This window comes from Streptomyces sp. NPDC029044 (genome assembly GCF_040637495.1).
In the GTDB taxonomy this organism is placed as follows: Bacteria; Actinomycetota; Actinomycetes; order Streptomycetales; family Streptomycetaceae; genus Streptomyces.
In genome coordinates this window covers 1-22,778 of the sequence record NZ_JBEZWN010000062.1, presented here as the reverse complement: position 1 = coordinate 22,778, position 22,778 = coordinate 1, and the positions used below count along the sequence as shown (strand labels likewise).

Here is a 22,778-nt window from a genome sequence, read left to right as displayed (position 1 = left end):
TCCTGAACCGCCCGGCAGAGCACAGCATAGGCCGGACACCAGGCCCGGAGCCTACTCAGCCGGTCCGGACCGTCCAGCGGCGCGTGACCACCCATTCGGCGTCCAGCACCCGCGCCTCCCGCCAGCTGCCGTCCGGCTGCCCCGGCACGTGCACGGCCGCCTCCGGGGCGAGCGGCAGCACCTTGAGAAGCAGTCCCTCCGTACCCAGCGCCCGGGCCGGCAGCCGGTCCAGCCCGATGTCCCAGACCCGCCCCGACCAGAACTGGTCCGCGACCAGAGCCTCTCCCACGTAGGCCCGGGCCAGGTCCCCCGTCCAGCGCAGCCGCAGCAGCACCCCGGAGGGGTTCCGGAGCAGGTCCCCCGGTAGGTCGACCCGGTACTCGGCGGCCGCCGCGGCCACGTCCTTCTCGCCCGGCACACTCGCCCGGCCCTGCACACCGGTCACCGGCACCGGCGCCGGGCCGGCGGGCCTGACGGACCTGACTGTCGCGGCGGTGCCCGCCGGCGGCCCGGCGTCGACGGTGTAGCGCGTGAACACGCCGTCGGCCGTCTCCCGGACCCCGGCCCCCCGCACCACCAGGGCGGACTCCGGTGCCGGCAGCACCGCGAACGACGGCCCGGCGGCGGGGCTGTGCAGCCGCACCTCGTTTCGGCGCTCGTCGAAGACGACACCGTCTCCGCACAGCACCAGCCGTTCGGCACCCCACGCCCGGCCGCGGTAGACCGTACGGGCCGTCGCCGCGTCCAGGACCAGCAGGCCCACGCGTGAACCGTCGGCCGCCTCCACCTCCACCAGGGCGTCGGTGCCGGGCCGGACCCCGCAGACCAGGATCCGTCCGGCGACCGGCGTGATCTCCCCGGACGGCACGGCGACGGACGCCACCGTGTCGGCGTCCAGGGCGAGTTCGGGGGCGATGCCGTCCGTCGCGGCCAGCACCAGGACCGTACGGTCGTCGGCCTCCACGGTGCAGACGGGCTGCGCCGTGGCCCACTCCAGCCGCAGCCCTGCCACGTCCAGCCGGAGCGGCCAGCAGAAGTACGCGCCGGAGGGGACGGTGACGGGGGTGCTGGGCAGCGTCAGCGAGGGCGCGTCGGGGAACTCGACCGTGAAGGCCGTGTCGGGGTGGTCCGGCAGTGGCTCGTGCGGCTGGTGGTTGGTCACGAAGAGGAAGCCCGAGGTGCCGTCGGCCCGCACTGCCCAGCGCAGGGTGTCCCGGTCGTCCTGTCCGGCCGGCGGCTGCTCGGGCAGCACGGACCGCAGGGGGGCGATCCGGTGCCCGAAGCAGGCCAGCAGCAGGTGCTGGAGGCGTAGTTCGTGGTAAGAGGGCCGCAGCTGCCCGTACTCGCCGAGCGGGGCCTGGAAGTCGTACGTCAGGACCGGCAGGTCGTTGGGGTAGCCGGTGGCGTGCGACTCCTGAAGGGAGGTCAGTTCGCCGACCGGGTTCGTGCCGCCGTGGAACATGTAGTAGCCCTGCCACACCGACCCGCAGCCGATCTTGGTCAGCGCGAGCGCACCGACATCCCCGGCCTCCACCCGAGGCCGCCGGTGATAGGCCACGGCCATGCCGCCGCCCAACTCGCAGGTGGCCCACGGGAAGCGGTCCGTCGGCGCCGGGCCGGCCCCGCGCACGGCCGTGGGCCGCAGGTCGGCGCCGATGCCCTCGTCGTCGCGCTCGTGGGTGAAGAAGAAGTGCTTGCGGCAGGTGTCGGGCCAGCCCCCGGCGGCCTCCGTCCAGAACGCCTCGGGATACCCGCCGTACAGCGGAAGCAGTTCGTCGCCGGGGAGTTGGACGCCGCCCCAGGCGGTCGACGTCCACAGCGGCGCGCTCAGCCCGGCCTCCTGCGCCATGCGCTTGAGCGTGCGCAGGTGACCCGGCTGGTCGTACAGCTCGTTCTCGATCTGGATCGCGACGATCGGGCCGCCGCCCGCCCGGCCGAGACCGTGCAACTGCCCGGCGATCGCGGTGAACCAGGCGCGTACGGGCGCCAGGTAGGCCGGGTCGTCGGTGCGGGGCGTGCAGGCGCCGGCCAGGAGCCAGTCGGGCAGGCCGCCGTTGCGCACCTCGGCGTGGGACCAGGGCCCGATCCGGGGGATGAAGTCCAGGCCGTGACGGGCGCACAGCTCGGCGAAGCGCCGCAGGTCGCGGTCACCGTCGAAGCGGACGCGGCCCTCGATCTCCTCGTGGTGGATCCAGATGACGTAGGAGGCGACGGCGCTCACCCCGCCCGCCTTCATCTTCAGCAGCTCCTCCTCCCACTCTCCGTGCGGGTAGCGGGAGTAGTGGAACTCACCGGAGACCGGAAACCAAGGGCGGCCGCCACGGGTGAACCGGTGGCTGGTGACCTCGATCGGGTCGGGCACGCCCGGCGCGTCCGTGAAGGGCAGGTAGCCGGTCAGCGGGTGAGGGGCGGGCGGCGCCACGCGCAGGAGATGCGTCACCAGGTGTTCTCCGGGCCGAGGTCGGGGGTGTCGGTGAGCAGGGCACGGGTGGCGGTGCTGCCGTGCAGCTCCAGCAGGACGAGTTCGTTGGAGCCCGGGCGCAGCACCGGCGCGGGGACGTACAGCGTGCGCTGCGGGCCGCGGTTCCAGTAGCGGCCGAGGTGGAAGCCGTTGACCCAGGCCTGGCCCTTCGTCCAGCCGGGCAGCGCGAGGAAGGCGTCCGCCGGGGTGCCGACCTCGAAGGTGCCGCGGTGGAACGCCGGCACGGTGACGCTCGTCTCCGCGGCCGGGGCGAACGGCACCGCGTCCACGTCGTCGAGCGGCAGCGGGTGGCAGTCCCAGCCGCGCAGGGTGGTGCCGTTGAAGGAGACGGGGCCGAGCAGCCCCTTGGGCGCGCCGATGCGAGGCCCGTAGTTGACGCCGCCCATGTTCTCGACGAGGACCTCCAGCGTCGCCCCGGGCCGCGGCACCCGCACGGGCAGCGACTCGTCGTGCCGCTCGCGCTCCAGCACACCGGCGGGGGCGCCGTCGACGAAGACCAGGGCGCGGTCGCCGACCCCACCACAGAAGTGCAGCAGGCCGTCGCCGCGGACGGGGAGCGTGGTGCGGTAGAGCGCGTAACCGGTGCGCTGGCCGAGCGCGTCCATGGTGAGCGGGACGTCGGCGCTCACGGGCGGCCCCGCCAACGGCATGAGAGCCGCCCGGTCGCTCAACTCGACGTCGGTGGGCGGAAGTTTGGGGCCCGGTGCCGGGAGCGGCTCGTCCGGTACGGCGGTATGGCGGGCGATGACCTCGCGGAAGGCACGGTACTTCGGGCCGGGGTCGCCGCTCTCGGTGAGCGCGGCGTCGTAGTCGTACGACGTGATCGTGGGCGAGTAGGCGTGCTTGTGGTTGGCGCCGTTGGTGAAACCGAAGTTGGTGCCGCCGTGGAACATGTAGATGTTCACGGACGCCCCGGCGGACAGCAGCCGGTCCAGGTCGGCGGCGGCGTCGGCCGCGTCCCGGACGTGGTGCGGCCCGCCCCAGTGGTCGAACCAGCCGATCCAGAACTCGGCACAGAACAGCGGCCCTTCGGGCCGGTGCTCGCGCAGCCGTGCGAGGCTCTGCTCGACGCGGCTGCCGAAGGTCGTGGCCGCCAGCACGCCGGGCAGGGTCCCCGCGGCCAGGTGTCCGGGATCGGCCTGGTCGCAGGTGAACAGCAGTTCCTCGACGCCTCGCGAGCGGAACGCGTCGGCCAGGTGCTTCAGGTACGCGGAGTCGTCGCCGTAGGCCCCGTACTCGTTCTCCACCTGCACGCCGATGACGGGACCGCCCGCCGCGGCCAGGTGCGGCCGGAGCGCGGGAAGCAGCAGGTCGAGGTAGCGGTCGACGGCCCCGGTGAAGCGGGGATCGCTGGTGCGCAGCCGGATGTCCGGGTCGGAGGTCAGCCAGTCGGGCAGGCCGCCGCCGTCCCATTCGGCACAGATGAACGGCCCGGGACGCAGCAGCACCCGCAGTCCCTCGTCCTGCGCGAGCCGGAGGAACCGGGGCAGGTCGAGGAAGCCGTCGAGGACCAGGGGGCTCTCGGGATCGGGCTGGTGGTGGTTCCAGGGGATGTACGTCTCGACCGTGTTGAGGCCCATCAGCCGCGCCTTGCGCAGCCGGTCGGACCACAGACCGGGGTGGACGCGGAAGTAGTGCAGCGCGCCGGAGATGATCCGGAACGGCTCGCCGTGCAGCTGGAATCCGTCGGACGTCGTCGTCAGGGCGGGCATGCGGAAGCTTCCCTTCGGGACAGAGGAGTGGAGTCAGCGGGAGCGGGTGGCGCGGATCAGCCAGAGCGTGGCGGCCAGGCAGAGCGCCGAGACGCCGCACAGCAGGAGCGGCACGGCGCGGACCCCGGACCACTCGATGGCCTTGCCCAGCGCCGGCCCCGCGGCGACACCGCCGACCATGGAGGCCGCGATGACCAGGGCGCCGGCCCGCCGGGCCCGCGGTGCGGCGCGGTTCAGCCACGGCAGCCCGGTGGGGAAGATCGGCGCGATGAACAGACCGACCCCGGCGTACGCGTAGGGCGCGAGGGCCGGGACGGTTGCCGCCAGCAGGCACACCGTCATGCCCGCGCAGGAGACGGTGATGATGGCCTGGGGGGAGAAGCGCAACGCGAGCGGCGCGACCAGGAAGCGGCCGACGGTCATCATCAGCCAGTACACCGATGTGGCGGTCGCGGCGACGCCCGCGCCGTAGCCGACCGTCTCCAGATGCGTGGGCTCCCAGCCGCCCACACCGGCCTCGATGCCGACGTGCAGCACGTAGAGGACGACGAAGACGGCGAGCACGGAGCCGAGGCTCCGCCCGAGCACGCCGGTGCCGCCGTCCTGCTCTCCGGCCGGGACGGGCACCTGGCTCCGCACACCCCTCAGGCACAGCAGCAGCGGCAGGTTGGCGACGGCGAAGGCGAGGAAGACGGCCGGGTAGTGCTCGGAGCCGACCGCGCCGATCACGGCGGGCCCGAGGATGGCGCCGATACCGAAGTGAGCGTTGAGGATGTTGAGCATCGCGGTCGAACGGTGGCCGAAGCCCACGGCGAACAGCTGGTTGAGGCCGTAGTCGATGCCACCGAAACCGAACCCGGCCAGCAGGGCCGCCACCAGGGCGGTGGGCCAGTCGGGTGCCAGCGCGAAGCCGGCGGCGCCGACGGCCATCAGCAGATACGAACTGCCGAGGATCCGCCGGTTGCCGACCCGGCCGTAGAGCCGGTCGAACAGCAGCACACCGGCGACACCACCGACGAAGTGGGCGCTCAGCCCCAGCCCCGCGGCGGAGGGCGACAGCCCGAACTCCGCACGGAAGGCCGGGATCGCCGGCCCGTACAGCGCCTGCAACGCCCCGATGAGCACGAAGCCGATACAGGAGGCCACTACGGCGGCCCTGCTGAACACGGGGCCGGGCGGTGCGGAGGGGAGACGGGTAACGCGCTCTTCGATCACGCGGACTCCGAAGGACGGGCCACCGGGTGGGTGGGCGGAGGGCACAGGCGCGTACGGCTGGATCAGAGAACTGATGTTACCGGTAACATCAGTTGGGTCAACAGCTCCGGCCGTCCAGGTGCCTTCCGGCCGCCCGGCATCCCCCGGCTCGCCACGAGATCTCCCCCGGGCTCCCACGAACCTCGGAGATCCACCAGGGTTGCCCCGGTCCCGTTCGGGTACGCGAGCAGGACCGTTCCCGGGGCGGATCATGCCCGGGGCGGGCCGCACGACCGCCGCTACCAGGGAATCTGCCATGGAGACACCTGCAAACGACCCCACGCCCACGCCCGCCCAGCGGGCTCTGGACGTCCTCTCCGAGAACACCGAGGACACGGCGGCTCTGGACGCGCTCGCCAACAGCGACGTGCTCATCCCCGTGCCCGACGACGCCAACGACTCGGACGCCGCCAACCCCTCGGCGGTGGCGCTGCCGGTGCTGGAGCAGCCGGGCGGCGAACCGGTGGTGCCCGTGTTCACCTCCGAGGTGGAGATGGCCGGGCTGCTGCCGTTCGTCTCCCGCTACCGCCTGGTGCCCCTCGGGGCCCTCGCCGCGCAGTGGCCGGCCGACGACCTGTCGCTCACCATCGACGGCAGCTCGGAGCACCGCCTGACGCTGACCTCGGAGGGAGTGCGCACCCTGCTGGCACGCTAGGGGTGTCCGCGACGTCGTGTCGTTCGCCCGGAGGGCGGGCGCCGCGGCGTTCGGTGCGCACGTCGGGCCCCTAAGAAGGCGACCGGCGCGATCCGGGCCTGGGCGGCTCCTCGCCCAGCGCCCGGCTCAGTGCTGCCCGCTGGAGGGGCAGCACCTCGGCGTGCAGGTCACGGCCCTTGGCCGTCAGTGCGACCCATACACCCCTGCGGTCCTCCTCGCACACCGACCGCGCCACCAGCCCGTCCTTCTCCAGCCGGGCGATCAGGCGAGACAACGCGCTCTGACTGAGGTGGACCCGCCCCACGAGGTTCTGCACGCGGCACTGCTCGCCCTCCTCGGGCGCCGCGGTCGCGAGCATGTCCAGAACCTCGAAGTCGGACGCGCCGAGGCCGTGCGGATGCAGCGCCCGGTCGATCTCGCACATCGTGCGCGCGTGCGCCGACAGGATGTCCCGCCACCGGTCCTCCAGCTGCCCACCAGCCGTCTTCGCCGCCATATGGGAACGGTAACACCGGAGCGCGGTTCCATGACCGTGCATGCACACGGGTCTCGGACCGGCCTCACGGCCTCACGTCGACTCCCGTTTCACCAGCTCCGTCGGCAGGATCACCGCCGCCGGATCCTCGCCCCCGATCTGCGCGAGCAGCACCCGCACCATCTCGTTGCTGATGCGGTCCCAGGGCTGCCGGATGGTCGTCAGCTCGGGCCCTGCGGCCACCGCGGCCGGTGAATCGTCGAAACCGCCGACGGCCACGTCCTGCGGCACCCGCCGCCCGGCCCGGTGCAGGGCCGTGAGCACTCCCTGCGCCATGAGGTCGGAGGCGACGAACACCGCGTCGACGTCCGGCGCCCGCGCCAGCAGGCGCTCGGCGCCCGCCTCGCCGCTGGCCCGGCTGTAGTCGCCGGAGACGACCAGCCGCTCGTCGAACTCCAGGCCCGCCTCCGCCAGCACCTCCCGGTAACCGGCCAGGCGCTCGACACCACCGGGTGTGTCCAGTGGACCGGTCACCGTGCCCACCCGGCGCCGTCCGAGCGACAGCAGGTGACGCACCATGTCGCGGGCGCCGTCACGGTCGTCGGCGGCCACGTAACTGACCTTGGACGCCAGTCCGATCGGCTTCCCGCACGCCACCAGGGGCACCCCCGCCTCACGCAGCCGCTCCGCGACGGGATCACCGGAGTGGCTGGAGACCAGCAGCACCCCGTCGACGTGCCCGGCGGTGATGTACCGCGTGATGCGCCGCCGTTCGTCCTCGGTGCCCGCCAGCATCAGCAGCAGCGGGATGTCGTGCGCGGCGAGCGCCTGGGTGCAGCCGCGCAGCAGGACGTTGAAGTTGGGGTCCTCGAAGAACCTCTCCTGCGGCTCCGTGAGCAGGAAACCGATCGAGTCGGACCGCCCGGTGATCAGGGAGCGGGCGTGCCGGTTGACGACGTAACCCGTCTTGCGGATGGCCGCGTTGACCGCCTCCTGCGCGGTCGGACTGACGTAGTGCCCGCCGTTGAGGACGCGTGAGACGGTGCCGCGCGAGACACCGGCCTCGCGCGCCACGTCGTGGATCGTGGGCGGTCTGCGCCTGCCCCCGGCAGCGTTCATGGTCATGACTTTACGGCTCCGGAGAGCAGATCCAGACTCCAGAACCGCTGGATGACCAGGAAGAGGGCGACCAGCGGAAGCACCGCGAGCAAGGCCCCCGTGATCACCAGGGTGTACAGCGCCGGAGTGTTGGCGCCCTGCTCCAGCAACGTGAACAGGCCGAGCGTGATCGGGAACTTCTCGTCGTCGCTGAGCATGATGTACGGCAACAGGAAGTTGTTCCAGATCGCCACGAACTGGAACAGGAACACCGTCACCATCCCGGGGATCATCATCGGCAGGGCGATCCGCGTGAAGATCCGCCACTCGCTCGCCCCGTCCATGCGCCCCGCCTCGATCACGTCGGCGGGCACCGCGGCGGCGGCGTAGATCCGCGCGAGGTAGACACCGTACGGGAAGAGGATCTGCGGCAGCAGGACGGACAGGTACGAGTCGGTGAGGTCGGCCTTCGCCAGCAGCAGGTACTGGGGGACGGCCAGGATCACGGGCGGCATCAGCACCCCCGCGAGCAGCATGTTGAAGAGCGTCTCGCGGCCGCGGAACCGGTAGATCGCGAGCGCGTAGCCGCTGATCGCCGACACGCACGTCGACAGCAGGGCCCCGAGGCCGGCGTACAGCGCGGAGTTCCCCATCCACTGCCAGTAGACGCCGTCGCGGTAGGCGTTGAGGTCCCGGATGTTGCCGGCGAAGCCCGAGCCCGGCAGGAACGTGAACGTGGAGAACAGCTCCCGCCCGGACTTGGTGGCGGCGATGACCACCCAGGCGACCGGGAGCAGACAGTAGAGCGCGCCCAGCAGCAGGGTGACGGTGGGGATCAGGGCGATCCGGCGGCGCAGCGGCGGGCGGCGGTCCTGGGCGGCGCCGGGCGTGCTGCCCGCCACCGGCTCGGTCTGGGGGACGACGAGGGAGCTCATCGGGCGGCCTCCTGCTTCTGGCGACGGTTCGCGGCCCGCAGGAAGCCGAAGGAGAGGAGGAGCGTGGCGAAGGCGATGATCACGGCCTGCGCCGCCGCCCCGTTGATGTCACCTTCGCCGAAGGCGTCCCGGTGCACCTTCATCAGCGGGCTCCACGTCGTGGACACCGAGTTGGTGAGCGGCTTGAGGGTGGTCGGTTCGTTGAACACCTGGAGCGTCGCGATGATCGAGAAGAAGAAGGTCAGCACCAGCGAGGGCGCCACCATCGGGATCTTGATCCGCAGTGCGATCTGGAGCGGGGTGGCGCCGTCCAGCTTCGCCGCCTCGTACACCTCCGCCGGGATCGCCTGGAGCGAGGTGTAGATGACGATCATGTTGAAGCCGGTGCCGCCCCAGACCGCGATGTTCGACAGGGCCAGGAACAGCGGCCCGCCGTCCAGCAGGTCCGGCTGCGGCATTCCGAGCTTGTCGAGCACGTAGTAGAAGGGGCTGACGTCCGGCAGGTAGAGGAAGCCCCACAGCAGGGCCGCCACCACACCGGGGATGGCGTACGGCAGGAAGACCGCGAGCCGGGTGACGGGCGCGAGCCGCACCTTCTCCGCGTCGAGCATCAGCGCGAACAGCAGGGCCAGGCCGAGCATGACGGGCACGACGATGCACCCGTAGCCGAGCACGCGCAGGGTGCCGTGCAGCAGTTCGCTGTCGGAGAGGGCGTCGGTGTAGTTCTCCAGGCCCGCCCAGACTTCCTTGCGGGCGCCGGAGCCGAGGCCGAGGCCCGACACCTGCACCTTGCGGAAGCTGAGCCAGACCGCGTAGCCGATGGGCAGCGCGAAGAACAGCGCGAACAAGACGGTCGCGGGGACGAGGAAGGCGTACGGGGCCCCCTTGACCCCGTACGACCGCCGGTGTGCCGTGCTTTTCACTCCGCGACCTCGAAGCCCTGCTTCTTCATGTCGGCGACGGTGTCGGCCTGCATCTCGTCCAGCGCGGCGCCGAAGTCCGACCTGCCCTTCGCCGCGGCTCCGAAGGCGTCCTTGAACGTGGTGTAGGCGACGTTCACGTTCGGGCCCCAGGCGGAGGGCGCGGTGGTCTCCGCGATGTCGGCGGCCTTGGTGTAGAAGTCGGCCTGGTTGGCGAAATACGCCGGCGGCTTGAGGAAGGCGCCGCTGGTCTGGGCGTTGGTGGCCGCCGGGTAGATGCCGCTCTCCTTCGCCAGCGCGTTCAGGGCCTCGCTGTCGGTGTTCAGCCAGGCGGCGAACTTCGCTGCGGCGGCCCGGTGTTCGGAGTCGGTGGTGACGGCGGTGGAGGAGCCGCCCCAGCTGCCGGTGCTGTTGTCGCTCGCGGACCACTGGGGGAGTGGGGCCATGGCCCACTTGCCCTTGGTGTCGGGCGCGGCCGTGGTCAGGGTGCCCGGTGCCCACACGGCGCTGACCCAGGCGATCTGCTTGCCGGTGTTGAGCGCCTTGTTCCAGGCGGGCGTGTACATCGGCTGGTTGTCGATGGCGCCCTCCTTCACCAGGCCGCCCCAGAACTTCGCGACCTTCTGCGTCGCCGCGTCGTTGATGGAGACCTTCCACCGGTCGCCGGAGGTGGTCCACCACTTGGCGCCGGCCTGCTGGGCGAGGCCCGCGAAGAGGCCGGAGTCGTTGGCGGAGAAGGTCGTGAGGTCCTTCTCCGGCGCCGCCTTCTTCAGCTCGCGGGCGGTTTCGGCGAACTCGTCCCAGGTCGTCGGCACGGTCAGGCCGTACTCCTTGAACAGGTCCTCGCGGTAGTAGAACATCATCGGCCCGATGTCCTGCGGGACGGCGTAGACCGCGTCCGTGCCGAGGGTCGTCTGCTGCCAGACGCCGTCGGCGAACTTGCCCTCCGCCTCACCGACGTTCTTCGAGATGTCGGCGAGCGCGTCGTTGCTGACCAGCGTGGGCAGCGCCTGGTACTCCGCCTGCACCAGGTCGGGCGCCTTGCCCGCCTTGTGCGCGGTGAGGATCTTGGTGACCAGGGTGTCACCGGACGCCTGCTTCTTCACCGTGACGGTGATCCGGTCCTTCTTGCCCGGCCCCTTGTTCCACAGGTCCACGACCTTGTCCATGCCGGGCGTCCACGTCCAGTACGTCAGCGAGGCCGGGCCCGACTCGGTGTCGCTGTCCGCGGATTCCGAGCCGCAGGCGGCGAGGGTGGTGGCGCCGAGGGCGACGGCGACGGCGGTTCTCACGAGGCGGCGGCGCTTCGTGTACGGCATGGATCTCTCCCCTGACCTGGGGTCCCCGCCTGCTGCGAGGACCTGCCATGCTTCTGTGAGCGTTCACAGTAGAGAAACATCCCGGACACTTGTCAATGATTGTTGCTGTGCGGTTATGTTGGCCTCCGCGCTGCGCCGCTGTGTGTGCACGTTCCCAAATTTTCGATCGACCGGGAGACCTTCCATGCCGGAGACAACCCCCAGGGGCCTCACCAGGCTCGCCTTCGGTGGGGACTACAACCCCGAGCAGTGGCCGGAAAGCGTCTGGCAGGAGGACGTCCGGCTGATGCGGGAGGCCGGCGTCACGATGGTGAGCGTCGGGATCTTCTCCTGGGCGCTGCTGGAGCCCGCACCCGGCCGGTACGACTTCGGCTGGCTGGACCGGCTCCTGGACCTGTTGCACGAGCACGGCATCCGCGTCGACCTCGGCACCCCCACCGTCGTCCCGCCCGTCTGGTTCTACCGGGCCCACCCCGAGGCACTGCCCGTCACCGCCGAGGGCGTGCGCTACGAGTTCGGCTCCCGCGCGGCCATCTGCCACAGCAACGCCGACTACCGCTCCGCCGCCGCGGCCATCACCACGAAGCTCGCCGAGCGCTACGGCGACCACCCGGTCCTGGCGATGTGGCACGTCCACAACGAGTACGGCGTTCCCGTCTCCGCCTGCTACTGCGACTCCTGCGCCGCCCACTTCCGCCGCTGGCTGGCGACCACGTACGGCATGGTCGACGCGGTCAACGAGGCCTGGGGCACGGCCTTCTGGGGCCAGCGCTACGCCGCCTTCGAGGACATCAACCCGCCCCGGCTCACCCCCGCGGCCGTCAACCCCGGCCAGGCGCTGGACTACAAGCGGTTCGCCGACGCCACCATGCGCGAGAACTTCCGCATGGAGCGGGACATCCTGCACCGCCTCTCACCCGGCGTCCCGGTCACCACCAACTTCATGACGGCGCTGAGCCAGTGCGACTCCGTCGACTACTGGGCCTGGGGCCGTGAGGTCGACCTCGTCACCAACGACCACTACCTGATCACCGACGGCCGCCGCACCCACGTCAACCTGGCGATGGCCGCCGACCTCACCCGGTCCGTCGCGGGCGGCGCCCCCTGGCTGCTGCTGGAGCACTCCACCTCGGGCGTCAACTGGCAGCTCCGCAACCCCGCCAAGGCCCCCGGCCAGATGGCCCGCAACTCCCTGGCGCACGTGGCGCGCGGCTCCGAGGGAGCCCTGTTCTTCCAGTGGCGCCAGTCCCGGCGCGGCGCCGAGAAGTTCCACTCGGCGATGGTCCCGCACGGCGGCACCGACACCCGCGTGTGGCGAGAGGTCGTCGAACTCGGTGCGGCCATCGAGACGTTGAGCGAGATCCGCGGCACCCGCACCGAGGCCGACGTGGCCGTGCTCTGGGACTGGCACTCATGGTGGGCCCAGACCCTCGACTGGCGCCCGAGCGTCGACCACGACGCCCGCGAGCGCGCCGACGCCTTCTACGAGGCCCTCTACGACCGCCACCTCACCGTCGACTTCGCCCACCCGGAAGCCGACTTGTCGAGGTATCCCCTTGTCGTCGTACCGGCCCTGTACCTGATGACGGAGGCGGCCGGGCGCAACCTGAAGGCGTACGTCGAGCAGGGCGGCACGCTGGTCGTCTCGTACTTCTCCGGCATCGTCGACGAGCACGACGCCGTCCACGAGGGCGCCTACCCGGGCCCGCTGCGGGACGTCCTCGGCCTCACCGTCGAGGAGTTCTCCCCGCTGCTCCCCGGCGACGGGGTGCGCGTCACCGGTCTCGGCGCAAGCGAGCTCTCCGCCGACGTGTGGACGGAGTTCGTCGTCCCGCGCGGCGCCGAGACCGTCTCGGTCTACGCCGACGGCCTGACCGCCGGTCTGCCCGCCGTCACCCGGCACCGCCTCGGCGAGGGAACCGCCTGGTACGTCTCCACCCGCCTCGGCGCCGACGGCCTCGACACGCTGCTCGGCCGGGCGGGCGAGGACGCCGGGCTCGCCCCGCGCGCCGATCTGCCCCGGGACGTCGAAGTCGTCCGCCGCACCGGCGAGTCGGGCACCTACCTCTTCGCCGTCAACCACACCGGAAGCGACGCAAAGGTGCCGCTGGAGGCCCCCGGCACCGAGCTGCTGACCGGTGAACGCGCCGCCGGCGGCCTCGCGGTCCCGGCCGGAGCCGTCCGGGTCGTCCGGCTCGACGGCTGAACCGACTCCCTCCGCCCGCGCGAGCCACGAGCCGCGGGCGGAGGGCCCGCCCTCACTCACCTCCTGGTGAGGCCCCCCATCCCCACGTCGAAGGGACGACGGACGACGATGTTCCATCCCAGACGCACCCTCAGGGCCCTGCTGCTGCCCCTCGCCGCAGGACTCGCCCTCACCGCCCTGCCCGCCACCTCCGCCCGCGCCGCGAGCACGCTGACCAACGGCGGCTTCGAAACCGACGCAGCGGGCGCCGCGACCCCGAGCGGCTGGTCCGAGTACGGCGACACCGGCGCCTCGTTCACCGAGTCCGGCGGCCACGGCGGCAGCCACCGCCTCACCCACTGGTCCTCCTCGGCCTACAAGGTGGAGACCTACCAGTACCTGTCCGGACTCACCAACGGGAACTACACGCTCACCGCCTGGGTCCGCTCCGGCGGCGGGCAGAAGGCCGCGTACCTGGCGCTGAAGAACTGCGGCGGCGCCGAACAGCGCACCGACCTGCCGGTCTCGGCCGACGGGTGGATCAGGATCGTCGTGCCGGTCAAGGTGACCGGCAACCAGTGCACGATCAGCGTCAACAGTGACGCGAACGCGGGCAACTGGATCAATGTCGACGACCTGACCTTCACCTCCGGCACGACCGGTACGTCGATCAAGGGCGCCGACATCTCGTCGCTGGCCAAGAGCGAGGCCAAGGGCGGCGTCTACCGCAACAGTTCGGGCACCGTCGCGGACCCCCTGTCCGTCCTCAAGTCGTCCGGCATGAACTACGCCCGCCTCAAGGTCTGGGTGAACCCGGCCGACGGCTTCAACGACAAGGCCCGCGTCCTCGCGACGGCCAAGCGCGTCAAGGCGCAGGGCATGAAGCTGCTGGTCGACTTCCACTACTCGGACTTCTGGGCCGACCCGGGACGCCAGGACAAGCCCGTCGCCTGGGCCGGGCACTCCTACGGTCAGCTGAAGACGGACGTGTACCGCCACACATACGACGTGCTGAACGCCTTGAAGGCGCAGGGCACCACCGCCGACATGGTCCAGGTGGGCAACGAGATCAACGGCGGCATGCTGTGGAACGAGGGATCCACCTCGAACTGGACGCAGCTGGCCGGGCTGCTCAACTCCGGCTACGACGCGGTCAAGGCGGTCAGCCCGTCCACCACCGTGGCGCTGCACCTCGCCGAGGGCGGTGACCTGGAGGGCACCCGCTGGTGGTTCGACAACGCGCGCTCCAACGGCGTGAAGTTCGACGCGATCGGCCTGTCGTTCTACGGCTACTGGCACGGCAGCCTGGCCGACTTCCAGACCACCCTCGACTACGCCGCCGCCCGCTACGGCAAGCCGGTCTTCGTCGCCGAGACCGCCTACCCGTTCCGCCTCGACAGCGATGACGCCCACGAGAACATCATCGACACCAGCGCCGAACTGGTCCCCGGCTACCCGGCGAGCGTGACCGGCCAGACCCGGTGGATGAACGACATGACGAGCATCGTGGAGGCCGTCCCGAACGGACGCGGCCTGGGCATCTTCTACTGGGAGGCGACCTGGACCGCGGTGAAGGGCAACGGCTGGGACCCGACCGACGCGGCCTCCGGCAACGCCTGGGAGAACCAGGCGCTGTTCGGCTACGACGACCGGGCGCTCTCCTCGATGTCCTGGTTCCGGCACCGCTGAGCGAGCGGGGGAGGGGCCCGGCTTCCGGGCCCCTCCCCTTCCCTGCCTCGCCGCTGCCCGAACTTCGCGTTGCCGTACGGCAGTTCGGTATCGGTCAACGATGCCGAACCCCGGACGCGGCGGCATCGACTGCGAGACAGTGGGAAGACGCGGTGAGAGGGCGAAGCCGCGAGGCAGGGGCACGACATGCTGAGGACTCCCACGGACGAGACGCGGCTGAACATCCTGGCCTGGCTGAAGGAACCCGGGGCCGCGGCGGACGGTGTCACCGCGGACGCCGTCGCCGAGCGGTTCTCGCTCCCCCGCCCGGTCGCCGTCACCCATCTGCGGCTGCTGGAGGCCACCGGCATGCTGCGCACCAGCAGGTACGCGGGCCGCGTGCGCTACCACCGCGACGACATGCGGATCGCGGAGGTCGCCCGGATGTTTGAGAAGGGCTGGTAGGCGACCCGCTACAGCGGTATCGCCCCCGACGGTGAAGGACACGCGCGCGATGAACCGCCCCACGGCACTCGTCCCACGCCACTACGTCGAGGTGGGCCCGGGCCCCGAGGACGTGGTTGCCGACCCGCGCGGCCGGGTCCTCACCGGCGTCGCGGACGGCCGCATCCTGCGGCTCGACGCCCTCGCCGACCCGGTGGCGGCCCGCGTCGAGGTGATCGCCGAGACGGGGGGCAGGCCACTCGGGCTCGAACTCCTCCCGGACGGCGACCTGCTGGTGTGCGACGCCGAACGGGGACTGCTGCGCGTCGACACCGGCGACGGCACGGTCCGGATCCTCGCCGACTCGGTGGCGGGAGAGCCGCTGCGCTTCTGCAGCAACGCCGTCTCGCTCTCCGACGGCAGCGTCTACTTCACCGTGTCCAGCCGCCGGTACCCACTGGAGCACTGGATCGGCGACATCGTGGAACACACCGGAACGGGACGGCTGCTGCGGCTCGCCCCCGGCGGTGACACACCCGAGGTGGTGCTGGACGGCCTCCAGTTCGCCAACGGGGTCGCCGCCGGCGCGGACGAGTCCTTCCTCGTCGTCGCCGAGACCGGCGCCTGCCGGCTCCTGCGCCACTGGCTCACCGGGCCGAAGGCCGGGCGGAGCGACACCTTCGCCGACAACCTCCCGGGCATGCCCGACAACCTCTGGCGCGGCGCGCCCGACGGACCGGTCTGGGTCGCGCTCGCCGGGCCCCGCGTCCCGGCCCTCGACCTGCTCCACCGCGGCGCGCCCGGCGTCCGTGCCGCCGCCGCGCGTCTGGCCGTGCGCGCGCCCTTCCGCCCCACGGGCACGGTCGGCGTCATGGCCTTCGACGACCAGGGCCGCGTCGTCCACCACCTGGCCCGCCGGCACTCCGGCTACCGCATGGCCACCAGCGTGTGCGAAGCGGCCGGGCACCTCGTCCTGGGCAGCGTCCGGGAACGGGGCGTGGCGGTCTGCGAGGCACCCGCCCCGAAGTGACCCCGCTCCACCGCCGGGGTTAACCTGAACGCGGCCGCGGGCATCCACCGCGGCGCGGCGGTGGGGCCCGCCGTACCCGAACCGCGGCAGTGACGCCGCCAACGGTCCCTACTTGCGACGGCACGCGCCCGCTCGACGTGGGCCCCGGCGAGTAGGAGACGTACCCCCATGACAGCCCCCGAAGAGCGCCTCCTCCCCCCGGTCCGGCGGCCGCCCTCCTGGCGCGCGCAGGCGCCCGTCGTCGCGGTCGTGTCGCTCGGAGGAGCTGTGGGCGCGACCGCCCGCTACGCGGCCTCCCTCTGGTGGGCCACGGCCCCGAAGGGCTTCCCCTGGACGACCCTCTGGGTCAACATCGCCGGCTGCGCCGTGATCGGCGTGTTCATGGTGGTCATCACCGAGATCCGGCCCGCTCACCCCCTCGTCCGCCCCTTCTTCGGCACCGGCGTCCTGGGCGGCTTCACCACCTTCTCGACCTACGCCGTCGACATCCGCAGACTCATCGACGGCGGCCAGGCCGGCACCGGTCTGGTCTACCTCGCCGCGACCCCGCTCGCGGCGCTCACCGCGGTGTGGCTCGCGGCCGGGACGACCCGCCGCGTCCTGAAAGGGAGGCAGCCATGACGAGACTCACCGGCAGCGCCCTGCGCCTGACCGTCCTCATCGGCGAGAGCGACACCTGGCACCACAGGCCCCTCTACGCGGAGATCGTCCACCGGGCCCACGCGGCGGGCCTCGCGGGGGCCGGCGTCTTCCGCGGCATCGAGGGGTTCGGCGCGTCCTCCCTCATCCACACCTCACGGCTGCTGTCCCTGAGCGAGGACCTGCCGATCGCGGTCGTGATCGTCGACACCGCGCCTCGCGTCCGCGCGTTCCTCCCGCAACTCGACGACATCGTCACCGACGGGCTCGTGACCCTGGAGGACTGCGAGGTGATCCGGTACGCCGGACGCGGGGACGATCCCGGCACAGCGGACCCGAAGGGTAAGAGGTCGTTGTGAACTGGCTGCTGGTCGTCTGCGGTGCGATGGTCGGCGCCCCGCTGCGCTACCTCACCGACCGGGCGGTCCAGGCCCGGCACGATTCCGTCTTCCCCTGGGGCACCTTCACGGTGAACGTGACCGGCTGCCTGGTCCTCGGCCTGCTCACCGGAGCCGCCGCCCACCTTCAACTGCTGCTCGGCACCGGCCTGTGCGGAGCCCTGACGACGTACTCGACGTTCTCCTACGAGACGCTGCGGCTGGCGGAGACCGGGGCACGTCTCCAGGCCGCCCTCAATGTCGCGGCCAGTGTGGCGGCCGGTCTCGCCGCGGCCTTCGCGGGGGCGGCCCTGGCCCGTATGTGAGACGCGTCCATGAGATCGGTTCTCGTCCGGGTGTAGTAAGACGGTCCCCTCCGCGCCAGCCCCGAGCAGAACTGGATCCCATGAGCGTCATCAGCGTCGGTCAGGCCGTCGTCCTCGGAGCCGTCGAGGGGGTGACCGAGTTCCTGCCGGTCTCTTCTACCGGCCATCTGAAGATCGTCGAAGGACTGATGGGCATCCCCGTCGACGACGACGCCGTGGTCGGGTTCTCGGCCGTCATCCAGGTCGGCGCGATCGCCGCGGTGCTCGTGTACTTCTTCAAGGACATCGTGCGGATCGTCTCCGCCTGGGGGAGGGGCCTGCGCGACCGCGAGGAGCGGTACAACCACGACTACAAGTTCGCGTGGTGGGTCATCTGCGCCACCATCCCGATCGTCGCCGTCGGACTCGCCGCCAAGCCGCTCATCGAGGGTCCGCTCGCCTCGCTGTGGGTGGTCGCCGGCTCGCTGATCGTCGGCAGCGGGGTGATGTGGGCGGCGGACCAGATGGGCCGGCACAAGCGGGGCGAGGACGACACCTCGTTCAAGGACGCGATGCTGGTCGGCAGCTCCCAGATCCTCGCCCTGCTCTTCCCCGGCTTCTCGCGCTCCGGCGCCACCATGTCCACCGCGCTGATCCTCGACCTGGACCGGGTGGCCGCCACCCGGCTCTCCTTCTTCCTCGGCATCCCCGCGCTCACCGGTGCCGGCCTCTACGAGCTCAAGGACGCCCTGGGTACCGGGGTGGGCGCGGCCCCGCTCGCCGTCGGCACGGTCGTCTCGTTCGTCGTGGCGTACGCCTCCATCGCGTGGCTGCTGAAGTTCGTCGCCAAGCATTCCTTCAACGCGTTCGTGATCTACCGGATCGTGGTGGGCGTGCTGCTGTTCGGGCTGCTCGGAGCGGGTGTGCTGCACAGCTGAGTGTTCTGCCGGGAGGCGCCGTCGTTCATCTGCGGCGCCGTCGTGGCTTGTCGCGCAGTTCCCCGCGCCCCTTTCGGGGCGGCCCTTGACAGGTTGGGCCGTCGGCCGGAGTATCTCTCCCGTGAACCTGTCAGACAGCCGGACAGCCGGACAGCCCGTGCGACGCGTCAGTGCCATGGAAGCGGTGCTGGCGCACCTGCGCGGTGCCATCGAACGGGGTGAGTACGCCATCGGCGACAAGCTCCCCTCCGAGGCGGAGCTGTGCCGGGCCCTCGAGGTGTCCCGGCCGGTGCTGCGCGAGGCGCTGCGGGCCCTCCAGACCATGGGGCTGACCGTGTCCAGGACCGGCAAGGGCACCTTCGTCGTGGCCAGTACCGTCGAGGACCCCACCTTCGGCGACTACGCGGCGAGCGACCTGCTGGAGGTGCGCCGCCACGTCGAGATCCCCGTCGCCGGGTACGCGGCCCGGCGCCGCACCCCGGAGAACCTCGACCACCTGGCCCACCTGCTGGACCGGATGGAGCGGGAGACGGACACCACGGCGTGGGTCGCCATGGACACGCTGTTCCACCTCGCCGTGGCCGAGGCGGCCCAGAACCCGGTCTTCCGCCGGGTCATCGAGGAGATCCGGGACGCACTGGCCCGCCAGTCCGCCTTCCTCAACGAGCTGGGCGGCCGCCGCGAGCAGTCCAACCGCGAGCACCGGGCGATCGTCGAGGCGCTGACCGACGGTTCCGAGCACGACGCGGTGGAGGCCATGGCCCACCACCTCGACCGCGTCGAGACCACCCTCACCGACATCGTGCGCTCCTCGCGCACGGACACCCCCACGGAAACCCCCATGGAAGGCGGAACCGAGGCGTGAGCGAGCAGTCCCTGCACGACGATGTGCAGAAACGTTCCACCCATGTCGATGCCGGAGACGCGGGCTACAGCAAGTCCCTGAAGTCCCGGCATGTCAACATGATCGCCATCGGCGGAGCCATCGGCACCGGCCTCTTCCTCGGCGCCGGCGGCCGCCTCGCCGACGCCGGTCCGTCCCTCTTCATCGCCTACGCGGTCTGCGGTCTCTTCGCCTTCCTCGTCGTGCGCGCCCTCGGCGAACTGGTGCTGTACCGGCCCTCCTCGGGCGCGTTCGTCTCCTACGCCCGTGAGTTCATGGGGGAGAAGGGCGCCTACACCGCCGGCTGGATGTACTTCCTCAACTGGGCGACCACCGGTATCGCCGACATCACCGCCGTCGCCACCTACACCCACTACTGGGGCATGTTCTCCGACATCCCGCAGTGGGTCATCGCACTGATCGCGCTGGCCGTCGTCCTCACCGTGAACCTGATCTCGGTGAAGATCTTCGGTGAGCTGGAGTTCTGGTTCGCGATCGTCAAGGTCGGCGCGCTCGTCGTCTTCATGTGCATCGGCATCTTCCTGCTGGTCACCCAGCACCCCGTCGACGGCCACACCCCCGGCCCGTCCCTCATAGGCGACAGCGGCGGCATCTTCCCGCACGGTCTGCTGCCCATGCTGCTGATCATCCAGGGCGTCGTCTTCGCCTACGCCTCCGTCGAACTGGTCGGCGTCGCCGCCGGTGAGACCGAGAACCCCGAGAAGATCATGCCGAAGGCGATCAACTCGATCATGTGGCGCGTCGGCGTCTTCTACGTCGGCTCGGTCGTGCTGCTGTCGATGCTGCTGCCCTGGAACAAGTACACAGCCGGCGAGAGCCCCTTCGTGACGGTGCTGTCCAACATCGGCGTCCCGGCGGCCGGCGGCGTGATGAACCTCGTCGTCCTCACCGCCGCCATGTCCTCCCTCAACTCGGGCCTGTACTCCACCGGCCGCATCCTGCGCTCCATGGCCATGGCCGGATCCGCGCCGAAGTTCACCTCCGTGATGAGCCGCAGCCAGGTCCCCTACGGCGGCATCCTGCTCACCAGCGGCATCTGCGTGCTCGGCGTGGGCCTCAACTTCGTCGTGCCCGCCGAGGCGTTCGAGATCGTGCTGAACTTCGCCGCGATCGGCATCCTCGCCACCTGGGGCATGATCATGATCTGTCACCTCCTCTTCTGGCAGAAGACCCAGAGGGGCGAGCTGACCCGTCCGGGCTACCGGCTGCCCGGCTCCCCCTGGACCGAGATCGTGACGCTGGCGTTCCTCGCCTCCGTCCTGGTCCTCATGTACGCCGACGGCGGCGCGGGACGCACCACCGTGCTGTGCCTGCCGCTGATCGTCGGAGCACTGGTCGCCGGATGGTTCGCCATCCGCGGCCGAATCGCGCGCAAGTCCACCACCGGAGCCGGCGCGTGAGGAACGCGCCGCTCCCAGAGAAGCAGGCAGTGATGTTCAGCAGTTCCCTCGCGGACGCACCCCTTGTCCGTGAACCCGTCCACGCCCCCGTCGCCCACCTCATCCGCGGCGGAATCGTCGAAGGCATCCACTACGGCTCCGTCGTCGTCCTCGACGCCGACGGAAGGGTCGCGCTCCAGATCGGGGACATCGAGGCCGCCTTCTACCCGCGCTCCGCGATCAAGCCCGTCCAGGCCGTGGCCATGGCCCGGGCGGGGCTGCCGCTCGACGGCGAGCTCCTGTCCCTGACGGCGGCCAGCCACTCCGGAGAGGAACGCCACCTCGCGGGTGCCCGGCGCATCCTCGACCTCGCCGGGCTCACCGAGGACCATCTGCGCAACGTCACGGACATGCCGTTCGACCCGGTCGTCCGGGACGCCTGGGTGCGCGAGGGCCGACTGCCCTCGCGGCTCGCGCAGAACTGCTCCGGCAAGCACGCCGCCATGCTCTACACCTGCATGCTCAACGGCTGGCCCCTGGAGAACTACCTCGACCCCGGCCACCCGCTCCAGCAGGCCGTCGCCGAGATCGTCGAGGACCTCACCGGGCAGCGCATCGCCCGGGTCACCGTCGACGGCTGCGGCGCACCCCTGTTCTCCATCTCGCTGCACGGCCTCGCCCGCGCCACCGCCCGGATCGTCACCGCCGCGCCGGGGACCCCCGAGGCCCGGGTGGCCGACGCGATGCGCGAGCACGCGGAGATGGCCTCCGGCTCCGGACGGGACGTCGCCGCGTTGATGCGGGCCGTGCCGGGGCTGTTGTCCAAGGACGGCTTCGAGGGCGTGCAGGTCGCTGCGCTGGCTGATGGGCGGGCCGTTGCGGTGAAGATCGCGGATGGTGCGAACCGGGCGCGGGTCCCCGTGACCGCCGCCGCGTTGGCCCGGGCCGGTGTCGACCCGGGGCTGCTCGCCGAGTTCGCGGGTGAGCCGCTGCTCGGTGGAGGGCGGGAGGTCGGGCGGGTGCGGCCCGTTCGCTCGCTGGAGCCGGTTGCCGCTGCTCACCGCGCCTGACGAAGTGCCGGGTTCTCCCTTCCGGCGGCCGCGGGTCCCCTGTGGCTGATCGCGCAGTTCCCCGCGCCCCTTTCAGGGGCGCTTCCCCCCCTGTACCTCAGAAAGAAGACCCTCACCCTCATGACGACCGCCGCCACCCGTTCCGAGCACGATCTGCTCGGTGACCGTGACGTTCCCGCCGAGGCGTACTGGGGTGTGCACACCCTGCGGGCCACGGAGAACTTCCCCATCACGGGCATGCCGATCTCGGCCTACCCGCATCTGATCGATGCCCTCGCCGCGGTCAAGGAGGCCGCCGCCCTCGCCAACGAGGAACTCGGCCTGCTGGACCCCAAGAAGGCCGCGGCCATCGTCGAGGCCTGCCGGGAGATCCGGGACGGCGGGCTGCACGACCAGTTCGTCGTGGACGTCGTCCAGGGCGGCGCCGGCACCTCGACCAACATGAACGCCAACGAGGTGGTGGCGAACCGGGCTCTGGAACTGCTGGGCCACGCCAAGGGCGAGTACGGCTTCCTGCACCCCAATGAGGACGTCAACCTCGGTCAGTCCACCAACGACGTGTACCCGACCGCCGTCAAGATCGCGACGGTGTTCGCGGTGCGCGGGCTGCTCGACGCGATGGCGGTCCTCCAGGACACGTTCGCGGCCAAGGCCGTCGAGTTCCGCGACGTGCTCAAGATGGGCCGCACCCAGCTCCAGGACGCGGTGCCCATGACGCTCGGCCAGGAGTTCTCCGCGTACGCCGTCATGCTGGACGAGGACCGCGCCCGGCTCGCCGAGGCCGTGCAGCTGATCCATGAGATCAACCTGGGTGCCACCGCGATCGGTACCGGTCTCAACGCCCCTGCCGGATATGCCGAGGCGGCCCGCCGTCACCTCGCTGCCATCACCGGGCGGTGGCGCCGATTAGTCTGCGGACATGACGACCACTCAACTCCAGCCCATGCCCGGCGACTGGCGGCGTGCCCTAGCGGTCGTGGCCCATCCGG

The 22,778-nt window shown here is 71.2% G+C and carries 21 protein-coding genes; 13 read left to right on the top strand and 8 right to left on the bottom strand.

The window, feature by feature from the left end:
* Positions 1-55 precede the first annotated feature (55 nt).
* The 3 genes from AB0E85_RS32630 to AB0E85_RS32620 are packed head-to-tail and all read right to left on the bottom strand — an operon-like array spanning position 56 to position 5,361.
* Positions 56-2,440 carry a beta-galactosidase gene (locus AB0E85_RS32630; protein ID WP_361934886.1) on the bottom strand — a complete coding sequence of 795 codons (2,385 nt, stop codon included), beginning with the start codon at positions 2,438-2,440 and terminating at the stop codon, positions 56-58.
* Entirely contained in the window at positions 2,437-4,194 is a 1,758-nt protein-coding gene (locus tag AB0E85_RS32625; RefSeq protein ID WP_361934884.1) for a beta-galactosidase, read from the bottom strand. Before AB0E85_RS32625 ends, AB0E85_RS32630 begins: the two co-directional genes overlap by 4 nt.
* A 33-nt stretch (positions 4,195-4,227) precedes the next feature.
* Complete coding sequence (locus tag AB0E85_RS32620; protein WP_361934932.1) at positions 4,228-5,361, bottom strand: MFS transporter; 1,134 nt, start codon at positions 5,359-5,361, stop codon at positions 4,228-4,230.
* 343 nt (positions 5,362-5,704) lie between these two features.
* On the opposite strand from AB0E85_RS32620, the gene AB0E85_RS32615 reads away from it, so the two are divergent.
* Positions 5,705-6,103, top strand: coding sequence for an SseB family protein (locus AB0E85_RS32615; protein WP_107460221.1), 399 nt, complete (start codon positions 5,705-5,707; stop codon positions 6,101-6,103).
* Positions 6,104-6,173: 70 nt separating this feature from the next.
* Here AB0E85_RS32615 and AB0E85_RS32610 read toward each other — a convergent pair whose 3' ends face one another.
* From AB0E85_RS32610 to AB0E85_RS32590, 5 genes are all read right to left on the bottom strand, one after another.
* Complete coding sequence (locus AB0E85_RS32610) at positions 6,174-6,599, bottom strand: MarR family transcriptional regulator (protein WP_361934881.1); 426 nt, start codon at positions 6,597-6,599, stop codon at positions 6,174-6,176.
* Between the two features lie 72 nt (positions 6,600-6,671).
* Positions 6,672-7,703 (bottom strand): LacI family DNA-binding transcriptional regulator, encoded by a 1,032-nt coding sequence (locus tag AB0E85_RS32605; protein ID WP_361934879.1) that lies wholly within the window; start codon positions 7,701-7,703, stop codon positions 6,672-6,674.
* Positions 7,700-8,611: a carbohydrate ABC transporter permease gene (locus tag AB0E85_RS32600; protein WP_361934876.1), complete on the bottom strand. Its 912-nt coding sequence runs from the start codon at positions 8,609-8,611 to the stop codon at positions 7,700-7,702. Before AB0E85_RS32600 ends, AB0E85_RS32605 begins: the two co-directional genes overlap by 4 nt.
* Entirely contained in the window at positions 8,608-9,534 is a 927-nt protein-coding gene (locus tag AB0E85_RS32595; protein ID WP_361934873.1) for a sugar ABC transporter permease, read from the bottom strand. Before AB0E85_RS32595 ends, AB0E85_RS32600 begins: the two co-directional genes overlap by 4 nt.
* Positions 9,531-10,850, bottom strand: coding sequence for an extracellular solute-binding protein (locus AB0E85_RS32590; protein ID WP_361934870.1), 1,320 nt, complete (start codon positions 10,848-10,850; stop codon positions 9,531-9,533). Before AB0E85_RS32590 ends, AB0E85_RS32595 begins: the two co-directional genes overlap by 4 nt.
* Before the next feature lie 184 nt (positions 10,851-11,034).
* On the opposite strand from AB0E85_RS32590, the gene AB0E85_RS32585 reads away from it, so the two are divergent.
* From AB0E85_RS32585 to AB0E85_RS32530, 12 genes are all read left to right on the top strand, one after another.
* A complete protein-coding gene (locus AB0E85_RS32585; protein ID WP_361934868.1) occupies positions 11,035-13,056 on the top strand; it encodes a beta-galactosidase in 2,022 nt (673 codons plus the stop codon).
* A gap of 108 nt (positions 13,057-13,164) precedes the next feature.
* Positions 13,165-14,724, top strand: a complete 1,560-nt coding sequence (locus tag AB0E85_RS32580) for an arabinogalactan endo-1,4-beta-galactosidase (protein ID WP_361934865.1) — start codon at positions 13,165-13,167, stop codon at positions 14,722-14,724.
* A gap of 186 nt (positions 14,725-14,910) precedes the next feature.
* Complete coding sequence (locus tag AB0E85_RS32575; RefSeq protein WP_361934863.1) at positions 14,911-15,168, top strand: winged helix-turn-helix domain-containing protein; 258 nt, start codon at positions 14,911-14,913, stop codon at positions 15,166-15,168.
* A 49-nt stretch (positions 15,169-15,217) separates the two neighbouring features.
* Complete coding sequence (locus AB0E85_RS32570) at positions 15,218-16,177, top strand: SMP-30/gluconolactonase/LRE family protein (RefSeq protein ID WP_361934860.1); 960 nt, start codon at positions 15,218-15,220, stop codon at positions 16,175-16,177.
* 168 nt (positions 16,178-16,345) lie between these two features.
* A complete protein-coding gene (crcB, locus tag AB0E85_RS32565; RefSeq protein WP_361934857.1) occupies positions 16,346-16,798 on the top strand; it encodes a fluoride efflux transporter CrcB in 453 nt (150 codons plus the stop codon).
* A complete protein-coding gene (locus AB0E85_RS32560; protein ID WP_361934854.1) occupies positions 16,795-17,175 on the top strand; it encodes a DUF190 domain-containing protein in 381 nt (126 codons plus the stop codon). Before crcB (AB0E85_RS32565) ends, AB0E85_RS32560 begins: the two co-directional genes overlap by 4 nt.
* Complete coding sequence (gene crcB / locus AB0E85_RS32555) at positions 17,172-17,519, top strand: fluoride efflux transporter CrcB (protein ID WP_361934851.1); 348 nt, start codon at positions 17,172-17,174, stop codon at positions 17,517-17,519. The genes AB0E85_RS32560 and crcB (AB0E85_RS32555) overlap by 4 nt, the downstream gene beginning before the upstream one ends.
* 80 nt (positions 17,520-17,599) lie before the next feature.
* A complete protein-coding gene (locus AB0E85_RS32550; RefSeq protein WP_361934848.1) occupies positions 17,600-18,436 on the top strand; it encodes an undecaprenyl-diphosphate phosphatase in 837 nt (278 codons plus the stop codon).
* A gap of 121 nt (positions 18,437-18,557) precedes the next feature.
* On the top strand, positions 18,558-19,301 hold the full coding sequence (locus AB0E85_RS32545) for a FadR/GntR family transcriptional regulator (protein WP_361934845.1): 744 nt from the start codon (positions 18,558-18,560) through the stop codon (positions 19,299-19,301).
* Complete coding sequence (locus tag AB0E85_RS32540; protein ID WP_361934842.1) at positions 19,298-20,740, top strand: amino acid permease; 1,443 nt, start codon at positions 19,298-19,300, stop codon at positions 20,738-20,740. Before AB0E85_RS32545 ends, AB0E85_RS32540 begins: the two co-directional genes overlap by 4 nt.
* A 32-nt stretch (positions 20,741-20,772) precedes the next feature.
* On the top strand, positions 20,773-21,789 hold the full coding sequence (locus tag AB0E85_RS32535) for an asparaginase (RefSeq protein ID WP_361934839.1): 1,017 nt from the start codon (positions 20,773-20,775) through the stop codon (positions 21,787-21,789).
* 120 nt (positions 21,790-21,909) lie between these two features.
* Positions 21,910-22,778 (top strand): lyase family protein (locus tag AB0E85_RS32530; RefSeq protein ID WP_361934836.1); only part of this gene is annotated, 869 nt, incomplete at its 3' end.